At 47.3% G+C, this 16,437-nt stretch carries 9 protein-coding genes; 5 read left to right on the top strand and 4 right to left on the bottom strand.

Going from position 1 to position 16,437, the window contains the following annotated elements:
* Nucleotides 1–101: 101 nt before the first annotated feature.
* The 3 genes from ABC831_RS21130 to ABC831_RS21120 form a co-directional block, all read right to left on the bottom strand.
* Nucleotides 102–617, bottom strand: a complete 516-nt coding sequence (locus ABC831_RS21130; RefSeq protein ID WP_343250053.1) for a cob(I)yrinic acid a,c-diamide adenosyltransferase — start codon at nt 615–617, stop codon at nt 102–104.
* Between the two features lie 199 nt (nt 618–816).
* The gene (locus ABC831_RS21125) at nt 817–1,329 is read right to left on the bottom strand and encodes a dCTP deaminase/dUTPase family protein (protein WP_343250052.1); all 513 of its coding nucleotides are present in this window, start codon (nt 1,327–1,329) and stop codon (nt 817–819) included.
* Between the two features lie 212 nt (nt 1,330–1,541).
* Nucleotides 1,542–2,126, bottom strand: coding sequence for a zinc dependent phospholipase C family protein (locus tag ABC831_RS21120; protein ID WP_343250051.1), 585 nt, complete (start codon nt 2,124–2,126; stop codon nt 1,542–1,544).
* Between the two features lie 310 nt (nt 2,127–2,436).
* On the opposite strand from ABC831_RS21120, the gene ABC831_RS21115 reads away from it, so the two are divergent.
* The 5 genes from ABC831_RS21115 (at nt 2,437) to ABC831_RS21095 (ending at nt 7,889) form a co-directional block, all read left to right on the top strand.
* Nucleotides 2,437–3,936: a tetratricopeptide repeat protein gene (locus ABC831_RS21115; protein ID WP_343250050.1), complete on the top strand. Its 1,500-nt coding sequence runs from the start codon at nt 2,437–2,439 to the stop codon at nt 3,934–3,936.
* A gap of 260 nt (nt 3,937–4,196) precedes the next feature.
* Nucleotides 4,197–5,906 (top strand): tetratricopeptide repeat protein, encoded by a 1,710-nt coding sequence (locus tag ABC831_RS21110; RefSeq protein WP_343250049.1) that lies wholly within the window; start codon nt 4,197–4,199, stop codon nt 5,904–5,906.
* 474 nt (nt 5,907–6,380) lie between these two features.
* Nucleotides 6,381–6,707: a hypothetical protein gene (locus ABC831_RS21105; RefSeq protein ID WP_343250048.1), complete on the top strand. Its 327-nt coding sequence runs from the start codon at nt 6,381–6,383 to the stop codon at nt 6,705–6,707.
* A gap of 290 nt (nt 6,708–6,997) precedes the next feature.
* Nucleotides 6,998–7,372, top strand: coding sequence for a hypothetical protein (locus ABC831_RS21100; protein WP_343250047.1), 375 nt, complete (start codon nt 6,998–7,000; stop codon nt 7,370–7,372).
* Between the two features lie 73 nt (nt 7,373–7,445).
* A complete protein-coding gene (locus ABC831_RS21095) occupies nt 7,446–7,889 on the top strand; it encodes a hypothetical protein (RefSeq protein ID WP_343250046.1) in 444 nt (147 codons plus the stop codon).
* 634 nt (nt 7,890–8,523) lie between these two features.
* Here the strand turns inward: ABC831_RS21095 and ABC831_RS21090 are convergent.
* On the bottom strand, nt 8,524–16,239 hold the full coding sequence (locus tag ABC831_RS21090; RefSeq protein WP_343250045.1) for an InlB B-repeat-containing protein: 7,716 nt from the start codon (nt 16,237–16,239) through the stop codon (nt 8,524–8,526).
* Between the last annotated feature and the right edge of the window lie 198 nt (nt 16,240–16,437).

Raw genomic sequence — 16,437 nt, 5'->3', positions numbered from 1 at the left:
TGTGATATGTTCCGTTTTGGGCACCTACTTTTTTTGGGGGAGTGAATGGTTTGGCGGAGGATGGCCCGCACCGGGGAGGCTGCCTGGCAGGAATGCATAGGTCAGTATTCTATACCATGGCGGGCTTTTATTCCACGCTCATAGGGATGTTTATGGCAGAGGATCTCTGAGTCATAGTCTGCCAACTCCAGAATACGGGGGGCGGGATTTCTGCCTGTTATGATTATTTCTATCTTGTCCTTATTATACTCTAAAAATTGGTATAGTGGTTCTTTTTCGATCAGATTGTAGTTGATCGGATAGGTGAGTTCGTCCATCACCAGGAAATCGCATTTTCCCTGCTCTGCCAGCCGTCTCATTTTTACCAGGATCTGATTGTGGATATCTGTCAGCCGTTTCTTTTGCTCTTCTGTCATCTGGAAGTAGAAGCCAAAGTTTTCATCACTTCTTACTATATGGATATTAGGGATTTTCTTCAATTCTGTCAGTTCCGCTGTTTCATTTCCCTTCATAAATTGGCCGAACACTACCTGCATTCCCGCTCCGGCTGCGCGTACCGCGCCTCCCACGGCTGCTGTAGTCTTTCCCTTTCCTTCTCCGCGGTATAACTGAATCATACTATAAGCTCCCTTCTGTCAATTGCAAACACTTACATTCAATCATTCACCTGTGTACCACTTACCAGACGCCTTTCACTCAGCAATCAGTAGTCAGGGCGGTGATGGGCGGCTGAGCAGGCCGGACCGGTTGAGACTGGCTGTGGGCTGTGGGGCTGGCGCCGGCAGCATCGCGTCCGGCTGCGGCTCCCGGACTGCCCTACCGCGAAGTAGATCCAAACCCTCCGTTGCGGACTGCATCCGCCTCGTCGTCTACCGTGATCCCAAACTGTACAAAGATCCCCTGCATGAATCCGTCACCGGCCTTTAGCTGCAGGACTTTGTTTTCTTTGGAATCGTTTGTGATTTTAGCCATGATATGTCCTTCATTATCGGAATAAAAATAATCGCTGTCAATAATTCCAACCGTGTTGTTCAGCTGGAGCCGGAATTTGAAGCCCAGGCCGCTGCGTGGATAGAGTTTTAACACCCAGCCGTCTTCCATCTTCACCCGGATACCCGTAGGGATTTTGATCGTTTTCCCCGGCTCCAGGGTGAATTCCAGCGGACTGTAAAAATCATATCCCGCAGAACCTTTCGTGGCGCGGGACGGCATACGGATCTCTTCGTAGACTTTGCGTACCACTTCATCCGGTGTCCCAAGGAATGTGTCCTTCCAATCCTTTTCAAACTGATCAATGCTTACTTTCTGAAATTGTGCGATCTTTAGCATATTTCTGTTTCCTCCTTGTTGTATAATAAAAATATGTGAAAAAGAGTTTCGCTTGCGAAACTCCCCGCCTGCGGCGGGCCGCGTAAGCGGCATCTTCCTTTCCGCCGCAGTGCGATCCCCGCGGAGCGTTTTTTTATTTCATAGGAGCACATTCCTATGAAATAAAATGAGCGGTTCAAACTCCAACAGAGTCCAAACCGCCCGGTCTTTTCTTAAGCTATGGCGAGGAATTTCTCGATCTGTTTGTTGAGCAGATAGATAATTGCCTCCACCACCTGATGACAAAGTGCTACGATATATCTGCAATCCTCTTCTACCGATCTTTTGAATTCCAGGTACTCATTATGCGCTTTCTGGATGAAGCTGCAAAGCGCGTCCGGTGTCTCGAACTTTTCCATCCTGCCCGCGTTCCTGGCTGCTTCTCCGCTTCTGATATATTCTCTTAATCCATGTTTCAGATGTTTTTCATAAATACAGTGTTCTTTTAAGTTTCCTTCATAGGTAGCATTGTGCGGAAAGGTGAAGTAGTCCGCCATGTAGTGAATCACCTGACCGAGATCTCTCCAGTAGACCCGGGCATTGCGCTTCATGATGTCACAGTTTATGGTAAGTCTTTTTATTTCGGTCCGGACTTCCTCAAAAGTCCCGTTAAATTCGTGCTTTTTTGTCAGAAAAGAAGGTTTGCAGTCCGGCAGGATACTGCCGAGGTAAAAGGCTTTCTTGTGTTTGGAAAGCTCTTTGGTTCCATTTGCTTCTACAATATATTTCGCCAGTGATATGTGCGATTTTTTTCTCAAGTTCATATCCTCCAGGATTGAATTTTTCACGAACCTTTTTTATTGTACTTTAGGTGAAGTAAAAATACAAGTTATTTCATGTGAAATTTTTATGAAGGGTAAAATTGGCACAATTGGAAGGACAGGGGCTGCCGGTTTCAACTGCACATAAGCGGAACTGCCGGAAAAATCCGGGAACCGGAGACTGCTCAAAGCCTGTCGAAATTAACTGGTTATACAATGACTATTGTGATAGAATATTTGTAAAGGATTTTCCAAGCAGCGCTCGTATGTTCTCTAAAATTCAAAAAAGAAGGGAGCTTTATAAATTATGGCAGCCAGGTATAAAACGTACCGTATTTTTACAGACATGCTATGGCAGAAAGATTGTCCCGTACTGCTGGAGAAAGGCGCGTTTCTGTATGATACCGTCAAACAGCTTCATCTTTTACAATTCAAGTTCTGCAACTTACAATCTAAGGTTATAGAGTCCGTACATATTGAAATCGAATTTCCGAAAACGGATCATGATGTTTCGACCGTTCCGATCAATTACCGCTACCACGAAATTCATGCCGCCTTCCATGACCGGTTCGGAATCCAGTCTCCCATTTATGTTATAAAGAAAGAAGTCAATGAATTTCAACTGACGGTCAAGTCGGTTCACTTTCAGGATGGAAGCATATGGACCGGCGCCTCTCCTCTTAGTCCTCTGGCTGCTCCGGACTATCTCACAAGTCTTGGGGAGTACCAAGAAACGTTTATTCAGGAAGTGCATAAAATTAAAGACCTTAACTGTATGAATCTGCCGACGGATCGGAAGGAATTCTGGTATTGCGTCTGCGGGACTGTCAATGGAAAGGACGAGACCCATTGTATCAACTGTTCCCTCCCAAAAGAGGCCATTTTTCAGCTGAGAGATCCGGACTTTCTAAAAGCCCGCAAGCAGGAGACAGATGCCAGGCAAAAACTCCTGGAGGCAGAACAGGAGGCACAAAGGCTCAAAAACCTCCAGGCAGAACTTGAAAACAAAAAGAAACGGAAAAAGGTGCTATTACGCATCACTGCCGTCTGCTGTTCCCTGGTGCTGCTTTTTGGTATCGGCCTGCTTTCCGTAAAGGTGTTCTATCCGGAATACCACTATGACAAAGCAGTCAGTTACATGGAAAACAGGAATTATGACAACGCTTTGCAGGTATTTGAAAGCCTGGGCGACTACAAGGATTCCCCAAAAAAGCTGCTGGAAACGAAATATGCCTATGCCGGAGTCTTGGCGGAGAACAAAGATTACGATGGTGCGCTGGCATATTATAACGAACTAAACGATTCTATGGATGTAGGGGAGGAGATCGATCTTGTTCGTTATCAGTTGGCAAATGAATATGTTGAAAATGGCAGATACAGCGATGCTTTGAAGATCTACCAGGATCTGACGGATTATAAGGATTGCGCTAAACGGATACCCGAGACAAAATATCTTATGGCTAGTGCGTATATGGAAAGCAAAGATTATAAGACAGCATACCAATTATATACGGAATTAGGCGATTATAAGGATGTTCCGGAAAGAATAACGGAAGCCAAATATCATTACGCCGGAGTGCTGGTGGATCAGGGAGATTATCAGGAGGCGGTCGATCTATATAAAGAAATTTATAATTATAAAGACAGCGCCGATCTCCAAAAAATCGCAATTTTTAAGAAGGCTCAAAAATTCTTTGATCAGGAAAACTATAGTGAATGTTTGTTCACACTTAAAAAGATATTTAATTCGTTAAAAGATATTGACGGGGCAACGGAACTTTATAATGAATGTAAAAATAAATTATAGAGGCAACAATTATGCCGCATAGCCGAAATTTAACGCGTTGCGGCCGCTGTAAACAACTATACTTTTGTATTCTATTCAACAATATGAGCTAAGGAGGGATTGTTTTTACTATGCCATCCAAATATCAAACACTTCGAATCTTTACCGAAACGCTGTGGCAAAAAGATTGTCCGGTAATTTTGGAGAAGAGCGCTCTTTTATGTGATCTGGATAGAAGGCTTCATCTTTTGCAATTTAAATTTCGGAACATACAGTCTCGTGTGATAAATTCATTATATATCCGGATCAGTTTTTTGGAACCGGACAATCTTGCAGCGCCGGTTACGATCGGTTATCGTTATGACAACCTACAGGCGGCAGGACAGGAGCATTTTGGAAGCCAGTCGCCTGTTTATATTCCGAACACCGTTGCTGACGGGTTTCAATTGGCCATCGAATCAATCACTTTTGAAGATGGCAGTACATGGACCGGCAGCACTCCCCTGACTCCCCTGCCCGCTCCCGAGTTTATTTCAAGTCTTGGGGAGTACCAAGAAACGTTTATTCAGGAAGTGCATAAAATTAAAGACCTTAACTGTATGAATCTGCCGACGGACCGGGAGGAATTCTGGTATTGCGCCTGCGGGACTGTCAACACCAGCGATGCCGCGCATTGTATCAACTGCGGCTTTCCCAAAGATGTAATCTTTAAACTGAGGGATCCTGCCTATCTAAAGGAATGTAAGCAGATTGCTGACGCTGAGCAAAAGCGCATGGAAGAAGAAAAAGAGGCGGAACGGCAAAAAAAGCAACAGGCTGAATTAGAAAGCAGGCAAAGGCGGAAGAAGCGTCTGATCCGCCTTGCCGCTATCTGCTGCATATTGATCTTTGCGTTTAGTATAGGCCTTTTATCACATAAAGTGATCTATCCGAATTACCGTTATCACAAGGCGCTCAGTTATATGGAACAGGGAAATTATGCGGATGCGCAGAGTATCTTTGAAGGTCTGGGAGACTACAAGGATTCCGGGAAGCTGAACATGGAAGCCAAATACGGATATGCCGGATTCCTGGCCGAAAATGGTGAATACGACGCGGCGTTGGCCTGTTATAAGGAATTGGAAGGTTATAAGGATGTCTCAGAAAGAATAACATCTGTATACTATACCATGGCGAATTCCTATGTGAAACATGGTAATTACAGCGAAGCGCTGAAAATTTATCAGGATTTGGGAAACTATAAGGATTCCGCAGAGCGCATACCAGCCACGAAATATCTCATGGCCAATGCCGCGATGGAGAGCCATGACTATGAGACAGCGTATGGGCTTTACTCCGAATTAAGTGATTATAAGGATGTACCGGACAGAATGAACGAGTGCAGTTACCAATACGCTGGGCTGCTGCTGGAGCAGGGAAAATATCAGGAAGCGATTGATCAATACAAGAAAGTGTATCATTATAAGGACAGTGCCCAGCTTCAGGATGTGGCTAAATTCAATATTGCAAAGAAGCTATTTGAGGAAAAAAACTATGAGGAATGTTATGCATCGCTGGATGGCTTAAAGAAAAGTCTGAAGGATCTTGACGGCGGGATGGATATGTATATGGAATGCTGTTATCAGGTGGGTTTATATTACCTGAAAATTGGTGATACCGAGGAGGGCCTGGGCTATTTCCGGTTTATTTTCAACAATGAAGATTACAAAGAACACTATACCGATCTGTTAGAAAAAGAAATGTACGATAAAATTGCGGAAGACAAATGGGATAAGGCAGCATTAATGAGAATGGCCCTTCCGGATGATTATCAGGACCCCGCTCTGGATGAAGAGTTCTACATTACCGGAAAGCGTATCTATCATGCGTTCCACCAATGGACTGCTTCCAATATCTTTGAATATCTGGCCTCCATTGATTATAAGGACAGCCGCACATGGTTAAGAAGGATACGCCAAGAGCAAGATGAGATGGAACAAAGGGTATCATAACGATATCCGATTGGCTGTCTTGAGCTCGTCGAACCTATCACACTCTGATCTGCACTCTCATAAGCATAGGAAGCCCGATAGGTTATCTGATCCCCTCCTTGGTCCTCAACCGGATAGGCTATATTCCGGCCGATCTGCCTGTGGATGCCGCTGAACTCTCCACCGTTTTTGTCAATGCGTTAGAAAACGCGATTCACGCATGCAGCCGGCAGGCCGGGCATGGAATGGGCACACTCGCATTTCGGCGTTTGCGAAAAAGTATGGCGGGCTGCTCGATTATAAAGCGGAAGCGGGGATGTTCCGGCTGCGGCTGCTTATAAACAACAGGGATGAAGAGGCAGCTGGACGCTAAAAAGAGGTGTATTGTCCGAAAGGTACCTTAATTTAATCTTGAGTATTTTGTTCAAATGTTCTATAATTATGAATAAATCATATTGGTTTTTATCAATATCAGACAAACGGAGGGAATGTTTTATGAAAAACAATAAAGCTTTAGCATTGACTGCTATTGGCTATACCGCGCTTGGGTTAGGCTGTTTATCCGGGTTTATTATGTTAACGCAATCGGAATTAGCTGCTACATTGTCTTGTATCATTGCCGGTGTTATTTCCTGTTTCTTGTTTTTAGGTTTTGCGGAAATCATAGAGCTGCTGCAACAAAATCTGAATATTATGCGCAGTATGGCTTCTGCTCAAAATCCTCCACGTTATGTTGCCCAAAACGGAGGAAACCATCCTCAACAGCCGGTTCCGCCAAAGAAACCTGATGTAGTACCTGAGGAACCCCTCCCGCCTCTTTAATATGGATGTCTCATTGGGGGGCCCATCTCATTATCATAATCGGTCAGCGATCCCAAAGGAAAGGACACTCTATTATGGAATCCAGATACCAGACAATTCGAGTCAATCCACATATATTGAGGACACAACATTGTCCGGTAGCCCTTGAAAAATGGGCTCTGCTTTTTGATTCTGCCGCGCAGCGCAATATCCTGCAATGTAAATTCCGAAATATTCAATCCCGCCCGATCCATTCGCTGTTAATAAAAATCGATTGTTACATATCGGAATCGGTAGGTCCTATTCATTCTTTGACGTATCTGTATTCAGATCTGTGCGTGCCGGAAGATCAAATATTTGGCATCCAAACCCCAATCTTCCTGCCGGATCAGCGTTTGACTCATTTTACTTTTACGGTAACAAAGGTACAGTTTTCCGACGGTACTCTGTTTGAAGGCGAGGAACGGCTTCTCCCTGATCCAAAGACATTTCCGGCCCGCAATAATACACCTTCTCTTTCCGGGGATATTCAAAATTCCAAGCCTCAAAAAAATAAGAGGCGTCTGCTAGCCAGTTTTCTGATTGCCTGTGCTGTCCTGGCCGCATGTACTGTCTTAACAAAGTATCTGCTGATACCGGAGTTTCAATATCACCAGGCTGCCAAATATGTAGAAAACAAGGAATGAAGAAGCCTCTTTGCGTTTTACTGCCCTTGCAGATTATAAAAACAGTGAGTCCATGGCTACCTATAGCCACGCGATGCAGCTGATGAAGGATAAAAAATTCGAAGAGGCATACGAAGTCTTCTTTTCTCTACGAGGCGGACTGGGAAAACTTAAGAATGGCCTGGAAAATTATTATGAATCTGTATACCAATTAGGAAATTATTACAATGAGCAAGGCGAATTTATGGACGCATACGATCTGTTTGAAGGTATCCAGGACTATAAGGATGGTCATCAGCAGATGGGACGCAGTGCAAAACTCGCAATGCAATATGCATTGACGAACAAGGAATGGATGGATGCTATCGGGTACTTTGAACTCATTCCCAAAGATTATGAAAATCTATTTGTAGACGAAAATTATCTGCTCATGAGCCTGGATGATGCCGTCAGTTACAATAGCGATTATGCATGGACCAATGAAGGTTTAATCATTCAAGCGTTTCTCGCTACTCATAATTATAAAACAACATTTTAATAATTCCTTAGAAAGGTGCTCTCGCACTACTTAGCATTCTTGGGGGTGTAGGTTAATACCGATTTTAAACCTCTGCCAGCCAGTGAGGAGACAATCCCATAGAATCCGGGCTTTTTTAAAGCAGGAATTCTCTATGGGATTGTCTCCTCCTTTTTGCAGCTTCTATTTTAGTGCGCAACCCCCCCTTGTCTGGATTTAATTTTCTGTGGCCCCATTTCAAAAAAGTTGTTATAATAATCTTGTTTTTGCATAGTTCCATTATAACATGGAACGGAGAGAAAGATGGTTGTTGTTAGCCATCTTTTTTCTTTTTGAGGAAATATTTCAGGGGCCGGTGTGACTCAGGCGAGTCACACCGGCCCCATTCTGGGACTATCTATTTCCAGACAGCCCCATATTGCGGGTTAATTATGTGAAGTGTTTAAGATAATGGTAATATAACAGGTACAAACTCTATTTTGGACGAGTATCCATATCTTGGATGTTCTCTATTTTTTATAGTTATGAGTACTTAGCGGCTGTCTTTTAGCCGCTTACGTGCGATGCATGAAAAATAGTCAGCGAGGTTTTATTGAGCGCTACTATTTTTCATGTGGCTATCTTACAAGCGAACTTTCTAAATATTCTAAATCTATCAATGATACCTCTTCCGCTTACGGATCTGAGAGGCGATAAATGCTGCCATCCCCAGCAAAGCCCCGCATTCGCACAGAAGCCAGAATCCAATCGGGGAATCATCCTTTGTATCCGCCGCATCGTTACGGGAATCTCCCGACGCAGTATTCTGCGGCTGGCTGTCGTGACCCGGAGGTTCAGGCGTTACGTGCTCGTCCGTCAGATAAGCGACCGCATACATGGAAAATCTCCTGGCGTAGACGGTAAGCTCTGTTTTCTGCTCATTCACCTCGATATATTCCCCGTATGAATTCGGCTTTGCTGTAAGCAGATCGATGCTGCCCTGGTGACTGCGATAGATCACGTATTCGCTTTTTCCCTGCAGGTTCTCAGGCAGAGGTATCAGTATGGTCAGCAGGTTCCCTGACTCGTCCAGGAACTCAAGTGACTGCTTGTCCTTCTGTCTGATCAGAGAAATATCAAGCGCCATGCCCGGCTCATATTTCATCTTCCCGTTGGAGCCCAGTTGTTCCAGCAGCTCCTGTTTTTTGATTTCATTTTCGCTGACCGACAGCCATATTTTCATATGGGAACCAGGAACTGCATGCCGCAGCGCTTCTTTATCCAGTCCGCCCACTATAATCTCGGGTAAGTTCTCATCGACCTGAAGCAGGCTGCTGACCTCCTCCCTGGGCATCCTGATATTCTGGTGTTCCACATTGCTGTCCGTGATCACGCTTAATAGCGTCATGGTCTTATGTCCCGGCCGTTCTGCCACGATATTATAAGTTCCCGGGTTGATGTTATGGAATTCATATCTGCCGTTTTGATCGGTCTGCGTTACCGCCACTGTGCGGCTGCCTGACATTATGGTAACCGTAACCGGATATTCATCATTCTCCACCTTCCCGGTGATCCGGTATCCGCTCCGGCTCCACTGTGCATACAGGGTTACGCCGGGGCCGTTATAGACCTGGCCGGCCAGATAGGCTTTTCCTTTCCCATCCGCCCTGGTATTCCAGCCCTGGAACAGGCTGCCTTCATAGACTGGAAGTTCCCCCGTGAGGTTCCCGCCTTCCAAGATCACCTGACCGGCCGGGGCTTTTTGACCTCCGTTCGCATCGTATATCACAGTGGATGCCCAGACCGCACGGTATTCGGTGTCGGAGGCGGGCATGGTATCCGCAGGCGCAGGAACCCAACTGTCCAGGCTATACCCTTCCCTTGTCACCTGGGGTGCGTGAAGCTTAGAACCATATTTTACTCCCATGCTTGTCCCGCCTTCTCCGCCGGCTGCGTCAAATGTCAGCCGGTAACTGTTCCTGGTGTAGTGATAGTCCACCGTCGTGCTCCCGTCGGCCTTTATGACCGCGCTCTGCGCTTTCGGCGATGTAAATCCGGTATAATTCCTAACTGCCGGCGTAACGGAAGCGTTGGTCGTTCCTTCTAAATCCTCCCGGTCTTTCAGGACGTAATTTCCCTCTAAGTCCTGAAGATAGTGGTTTACCGTGTATGCAGTATCCTGACTGGATGACCAGTGTGCAAAAAACGTAATCTCCCCGGTGCTTCCCTGGGGAATCTCCATGATCTTCTCAGGTACGCCGTCAATCGTCCGGCTCCAGCCCAGGAATGTGTAACCCGTCTTCACCGGATTCACCAGCGCAAAAGTCCCGGTCTCCACTGTATAGGTCTGCGGATTCCCCTCTGCGCTTCCGCCGTCAAGCTCATAGCGCATGCTATATTCGACCGGCATCCAGTTGGCCATATAATTCTTATCCCCTGTACTGCCTTTTTCGACTGTTACGTTCTTCTTTGGCTCTTCCCCATTACTTCCGGTCCATCCCACAAAATGGTATCCCTTCCGCACCGGTTCTTCCAATGAAAATGTCTCTGTCTCCACCGTATAATTCAGCGGATTTCCCTCTGCGGTCCCATTTTCCAGCTCATAGGTAATCTGATAGATGTCAGCTTCTGCCTGGGCAGTCAGGGTTAATTCTCCAGCGGGCATGTGAAATTCATAGGCTGCCATTTCGCTTCCCGGCAGCAGCAAAGGAACGCTGCTGACCCATTCCTTGAAATGATAGCCGGTATCCGCAACCGCTTCTATTGTCACGACAGCATCATAATAAACAGATGAATCGCTTCCCGTAATTTCTCTGATCCCAATATCGGCCGTCCGGGTCAGGCGGTATTGGTTCCTGTCGTATTCATAGTTCAGTTCGGCTGAGCCATCCGCCGCTATCACGATCTGTCTGGGTTGAGGCGCGGTAAAGCCGGTATATTCCCTGACTGCCGGTGTGACTGTAGTATTCGTGGTTCCTCTGAGATCCTCACGTTCTTTTAAGACATATTTTCCATCTATATCCTCAAGATAATGGTTTACCGTATATGGAGTGTCCGGATTCGCAGACCAGTGTGCAAAAAACGTAATCTCCCCGGTGCTTCCCTGCGGAATCTCCATGATCTTCTCAGGTACGCCGTCAATCGTCCGGCTCCAGCCCAGGAATGTGTAACCCGTCTTCACCGGATTCAACAGTGCAAATGTCTCTGTCTCCACTGTGTAAGTGTACGGATTCCCCTCTGCGCTTCCGCCGTCGAGTTCATAGCGGATATCATATTCTGCCGTTTCCCAGTTGGCCCTGTAATTTTTGTCCCCTGTACTGCCTATTTCAATCGCCACGTTCTTCTGCGCCTCTTCCCCATTGCTTCCGGTCCATCCGATAAAATGATATCCCTTCCGCACCGGTTCTTCCAATGTAAATGTCTCTGTCTCCACCGTGTAACTCAGCGGATTTCCTCCTGCGGTTCCACTCCCCAGTTCATAGATGATTTGATAAATATCAGCCTCCGCCTGGGCGGTCAAAATCACTTCCCCCGCAGGCATGTGGAATTCATAGGCTGCCGTCCCGCTTCCTGGCAGCAGGGATGGTGCGCTGCTGACCCATTCTTTGAAATGATAACCGGTATCCGCCACCGCTTCTACCTTCATGGCAGTCTCATAATAAGCGGAAGGGGCGCTTCCGGCAGTTTCCCTGATTCCCTCGCCGGCTGCTGCTGTCAGACGGTACTGGTTCCTGGTATATTCATAGTCCAGCACGGCCGAACCATCCGCGGCGATCGTGATCTGGCTGGGGGGAGGAGACGTGAAACCGGTATAATCTTTCACTGCCGGTGTGACCTGCTCTGCCGTGGTACCTTCCAGATTTTCCACTTCAGGCTGGCCGTATCCCACTCCATCCACATTTTGTTTATAATGATTCACGGTATACTTTGTATCCGTCTTTGGTATCCAGCACGCGTAGAGAATGACTCCTTTGTTCTCCTGATAGGATGCCCCCGCCGCGTAGGAAGTCCCTTTTCCGTCCTCCTCGGTATTCCATCCGCCGAACCGATAGCCGGTACGCCCGGGCTGAGCCTGCGTAAGCTTCAGGTTCACATCGTGGAGTTTTTTCTGTGATTCGTCCGGCATCCCGGTTACGGAAGGATCGGACGTATTGGCCTCATAGGCCACTTCATATTCGATCGTCTTCCAATGCGCATATAACGTTTGGTTTTCGGTTAATTCGACGGTGTCGGTCCCCGTGATCTTCGTCCCTGCGTCCTGCTCCGTAAACCAGCCTGTGAATTCGTAACCGGTACGGGTGGGCTTCGGAAGTTCGCCGTACGGTTCCTGGCAGATCACATACCTGGAACTTTCCCCGGGGGGAACCGTTCCGCCGTTGGCCTGAAAGCTTACCTTCGGCTTGATATGGACCGTCAGCGTAACCGGCTGCGCCCCGTTCGCATGACCGCGATTATCAAATATCTTTAACGCGATATTCCCCGCACCTGTGGAGGCAATGCGGAACTGGCTGTATTTTTCATAATCATACTGACTCGTAATCTGCCCTGTCAGGCAGGTATTGCCGGTGATTTCCATCCGAATCCCTTTTTGCGCGTGGGAAGCGTCATTGCAGTAGCCGCTGTCGTGGAATAAGCCGTATAGATACATATTCTTCGTTCCGGCTGAATAGTTATAATCCAACTCAACGATCCCGTTCTCAAAAGCTGCCGAACTGCTTGTGGCAAAATACAGGGATGTCGTCAGATGGCAGCCGTCAAGCTGGCAGGTTACCTTGATCTCTTTGGACACAGATGGCTCCGATCCCATGTTCACCAATCCGGTAAGCTGCGGAACACTTACGGTAACCGTGGTTACCCCTTCCGTTTTAAAATGAATGACTCCATCCTCACCCACGTCCGCCACATCCGGATTGGAGGATTCATAGTGAATCGTCTCGCCGGGTTCCAGCCGCGGAGTGACGTCCGGGACGATCTGCCTTGTCTTTCCTTCCAGGATCCTGACTTCTGAAAAATTGGTTTTCAGGGTTCTGCCGGATATAATTCCAAGATTGATGTCCGTGACAGCAGGCTTTGTTCCTTCCAGCGCCGTAAAGGTATATACCCCTTCGCGGTCAAAATGACTGTTGGCCGGATAATACTCGTCGTCCGCTTTCTGAACCTTGAGCGTGTACGTGCCTGGAGTCAGAAAACCAATCTGATATCTGCCGGTGGCTTCATCCGTGGCTGTCGTCCTAAGGGCACTCCCATCCGTCCCGTTTCCCCGATACAGTTCGACCGGGTAACTTTTCCCGGGATTCGCTTCTGAGTTGTCCAGCACCCCGTTACCATTATAGTCTTTAAATACCGTACCTGTTATATTCGTCATAGACGCAACCATCGCCGTCGGTTTTACGGTCAGGGATTCCCGGCCGGAGCCGTCTGTTTTGCGGTAGGTGATGTCCGGGCTAAAATATGCCTTATCCTTCTCTGAGACTGTTTCCGGAAACTGGGCGCGTATCGGAATATGAACGGAAAAGTCCGTATTTTCCGCGAATTTTTTACCTTCCGCCGAACGGATCCTGATATCCGTCACATCCTCATAATTCTGAACTGCGGCTGCATACCCGTTTCCTCCGTCGGTACTGTATTCCACCGCCGCATCGGTCAGGAAATCCCCTTTCAGTTCCGCCGGTCCGGTCAGAATCCCGCCGAACCGGGAAGTATAGGAGATACCTCCGCTCTGATTCGAAGTATCCTTTCGTGGAAGGGGAATCAGAATTTCCAGGTCGTCCGGTTCGAGTCCACTCCGGTTGCCGTTATAGAAATACAGATTATAGTGCCCGTCAGATCCATATTGAAACTGCTGCTCCTCACTTTCACCGGCCGCGGCGGTGCTGTCGAGCAACCCCTGTACACTGATCGCATTCACCGAATTGATCTGCACAGAATTAAGGCTCCCGGGCCTGGCCAGATAGTCATCCGTACGGCCGTTCTCATTATAGTCATTGACATCCGCAGAAGAATACTTCGGCGTAGTGAAGATCTCCTGCTCATGCTCCACGTAGCAGCCAAGCGGCAGCTCGGTGGAATAAGTCCTGGACGTGTCCACGGACGGACCCACGTAAAATACCATTTTATGCATCTGATAATACGTCTCCGTCCGCTCCTGATTATCCGCATACTTTAGTGTGAACAGCTGCGTTCCGTCGGGCAGCGTCTTCTGGCGCAGCGTATACGGCGCGCCCTCATAGGCCTTCACCGGTTTGAAATCCCTTAGAATAAACCCTTTGGGCATGACCAGGTAATAGGACGGATTTTTAATCAGCGCATCACTGGAGTTGTTGGCGTTAAAGCTTACCGTCACCGTATCTCCTTTGTTCAGGCTTGTTGGAGATACTTGGCAGCCAGGACTATAGCTGTCAGTCGTCCTCAGCCGCATTTGACCGCTGGTTATTTCCGAATCAGAGTTATACGGCGCATCATCCGTTCCCAGTCCGATGCCTTGCTCCGTCAGCTCCTGACAACGGGCCGAGATGATCTGCGCGGTATTACTTGTGTATACATTGTTAAGCCGGTCTCTGTTCGTATTATAGATATATAGTAAACTTTTGACGTATATGCCGGTTCCGCCCAGATGATCGAAGACGACTGTCATCCGGGTGATGGGATCATCCGGCTCTGCCGTCAGTATCGTCTGATCCACATTCAGCTGTTCCGTCCTGATCGCTCCGCTTTTCGTCTGATATTCAACGCTGGCAGCGGACGGCATGATTCCGGAGTCATCCAGGAAAAACCTGACTTTATCGCAGTAAGCGCGCGGATCCAGGACATAGTTTATTTTTACATCATATAAAGTGTATTCTGTACTATTTTGAATCGTACAATTATTATAAGCTTTTTGATCCAGGGGAAGTACGGACTGATAGCTGCCGTACTCCGAGTATAGGATCATGCTGTCCAGGTTAAAATCATCCTTTATATTATATTCCTTAAACAGGAACAGCAGATTGTAGCGCAGACCATAGCTGGAATCCCAGGTTCCGGTATGGGTCTCGTAGTCCTGTAAGAGTACGGTTTCCGTTCCGACATCCGCGCTCACCCTGCCGGAGACAGGATTATAATACAGTTGAGCCGATGGGTTAACAAACCTAAGGTAAATATTTCCGGTAAGGTTTAATATGGCTGAGTTCGATACAAAGCTATGCTCCTTCGGGAAATCATAGATTAATGTCTTGGTTGAACCATTAAGACTCCCGTCTGCGTTCTCATAAGAATAAGAGGACTGATAGGTCACCTGGTATCCGCCGTAGTCATCCTCAACCGGATAGGCGACGCCTTCTTCCATAGGCGTATATTGATCCTTTTCCCCGAATCCCGGCAGTGCCTCTTCCGGAATAGGGATCTCCAGTTTCAAGGAATCGTAGGAATAATGATTGGCAACACCGATCAATCCGATCTTACACGGCATATCATAAGCAGCTGACCCGTCCATAACTTTAGACTGCTTGTTCGAGCTGTTGGAGAGATAGACTCCCTCCAGATGAAGCGTACTATTATAGAACTTCGTTATCACGGTTCTGTCGGCTATGGGCGTGGTTCCGTTAAAATATTCCGCGGTGATTCCGTAGACTTTCTCCATAAGCTTGTACGTGGGCAAGAGCGTTATATTGAATCCCAGCGAAGTTATATTGGGTTTGAAACGATACGTGAGCGTCGTGTTCCCTTCGGAATCCGTCTGTGATACTACTTTTGTTCCATCCGCCAGATTTGGTCCCAGCGTCTGGTCATTTTCGTTAGGAAAATAGTTGACGGTGATTCCCTTTGGAACCGTCAGCACTACGACCGGCTCTTCCACTCCGGTGCCGGTGATACTCAGGGTGACATTGAACTTCTTTTCAGCTCCGATCCGGAATTCGTCTTCCGTAAAATCACTGGTCAGTTCCAGTGTCGCAGAGTTGTTTTTGGAGTTTATGCCCTGGATAGGTAAAACATCCGCAGGCAGCGGGGAAGGACTGGCTGACGCAGCTGCGGTCGGGACCGGGCTGGACGATGGTCCGGGGGTTCCCGCAGCTGACGGTTCCGGAGTTTCTGTGGCTGAAGGACTGGCTGTTTGCTCCGGAGGATACGTGGCTGATGGAACGGCCGTTGGCTCCGGGGTTCCTGTGGCTGATGGAACGGCCGTTGGTTTCGGGGATCCCGTTAATTCCGGGGGTTCTGTGGCTGACGGATCGACTACTGGTTCCGTGACTTTCGGACTGGCTGACGGTTCCGGAAGATTCCCCGAATTACCAGTTTCTACTGTTGAACCTATCGCCCATGCTCTTGGAAGCATCCGATCCGACAGCATCCCAAAAATCAATAAACCTGCCAATATCGCGCATGCAATCTTCTTACATCCATTTCTCATTTTCATGGAAATCCCCCTTGTATTTGTTATGAAATTATTCACATTACAGATCCACTGTTTCAAATGCAAACTTGCCTCTGTCTATGAATTTGCTGTAAATTGCATGAGCAAAATCCAACCATTCTTGACAATTTCATTGACTTTTTATATGATAAGTTTCGACAATATAATACTTTGTAAACCGATCCTTGTTTCATGTATTAA

The sequence above is a fragment of the Diplocloster hominis genome, from assembly GCF_032380655.1.
GTDB lineage: Bacteria > Bacillota > Clostridia > Lachnospirales > Lachnospiraceae > Diplocloster > Diplocloster hominis.
The sequence above is the reverse complement of the archived record's forward strand: the minus strand, read 5'-3'. Positions and strand labels throughout refer to the sequence as shown.

What these genes read in the sequence shown, in the direction of transcription:
- ABC831_RS21125 (WP_343250052.1), bottom strand. Translation starts at nt 1,329, where the DNA reads ATGCTAAAGATCGCACAATTTCAGAAAGTAAGCATTGATCAGTTTGAA.
- ABC831_RS21095 (WP_343250046.1), top strand. Translation starts at nt 7,446, where the DNA reads ATGCAGCTGATGAAGGATAAAAAATTCGAAGAGGCATACGAAGTCTTC.
- ABC831_RS21105 (WP_343250048.1), top strand. Translation starts at nt 6,381, where the DNA reads ATGAAAAACAATAAAGCTTTAGCATTGACTGCTATTGGCTATACCGCG.
- ABC831_RS21130 (WP_343250053.1), bottom strand. Translation starts at nt 617, where the DNA reads ATGATTCAGTTATACCGCGGAGAAGGAAAGGGAAAGACTACAGCAGCC.
- ABC831_RS21090 (WP_343250045.1), bottom strand. Translation starts at nt 16,239, where the DNA reads ATGAAAATGAGAAATGGATGTAAGAAGATTGCATGCGCGATATTGGCA.
- ABC831_RS21115 (WP_343250050.1), top strand. Translation starts at nt 2,437, where the DNA reads ATGGCAGCCAGGTATAAAACGTACCGTATTTTTACAGACATGCTATGG.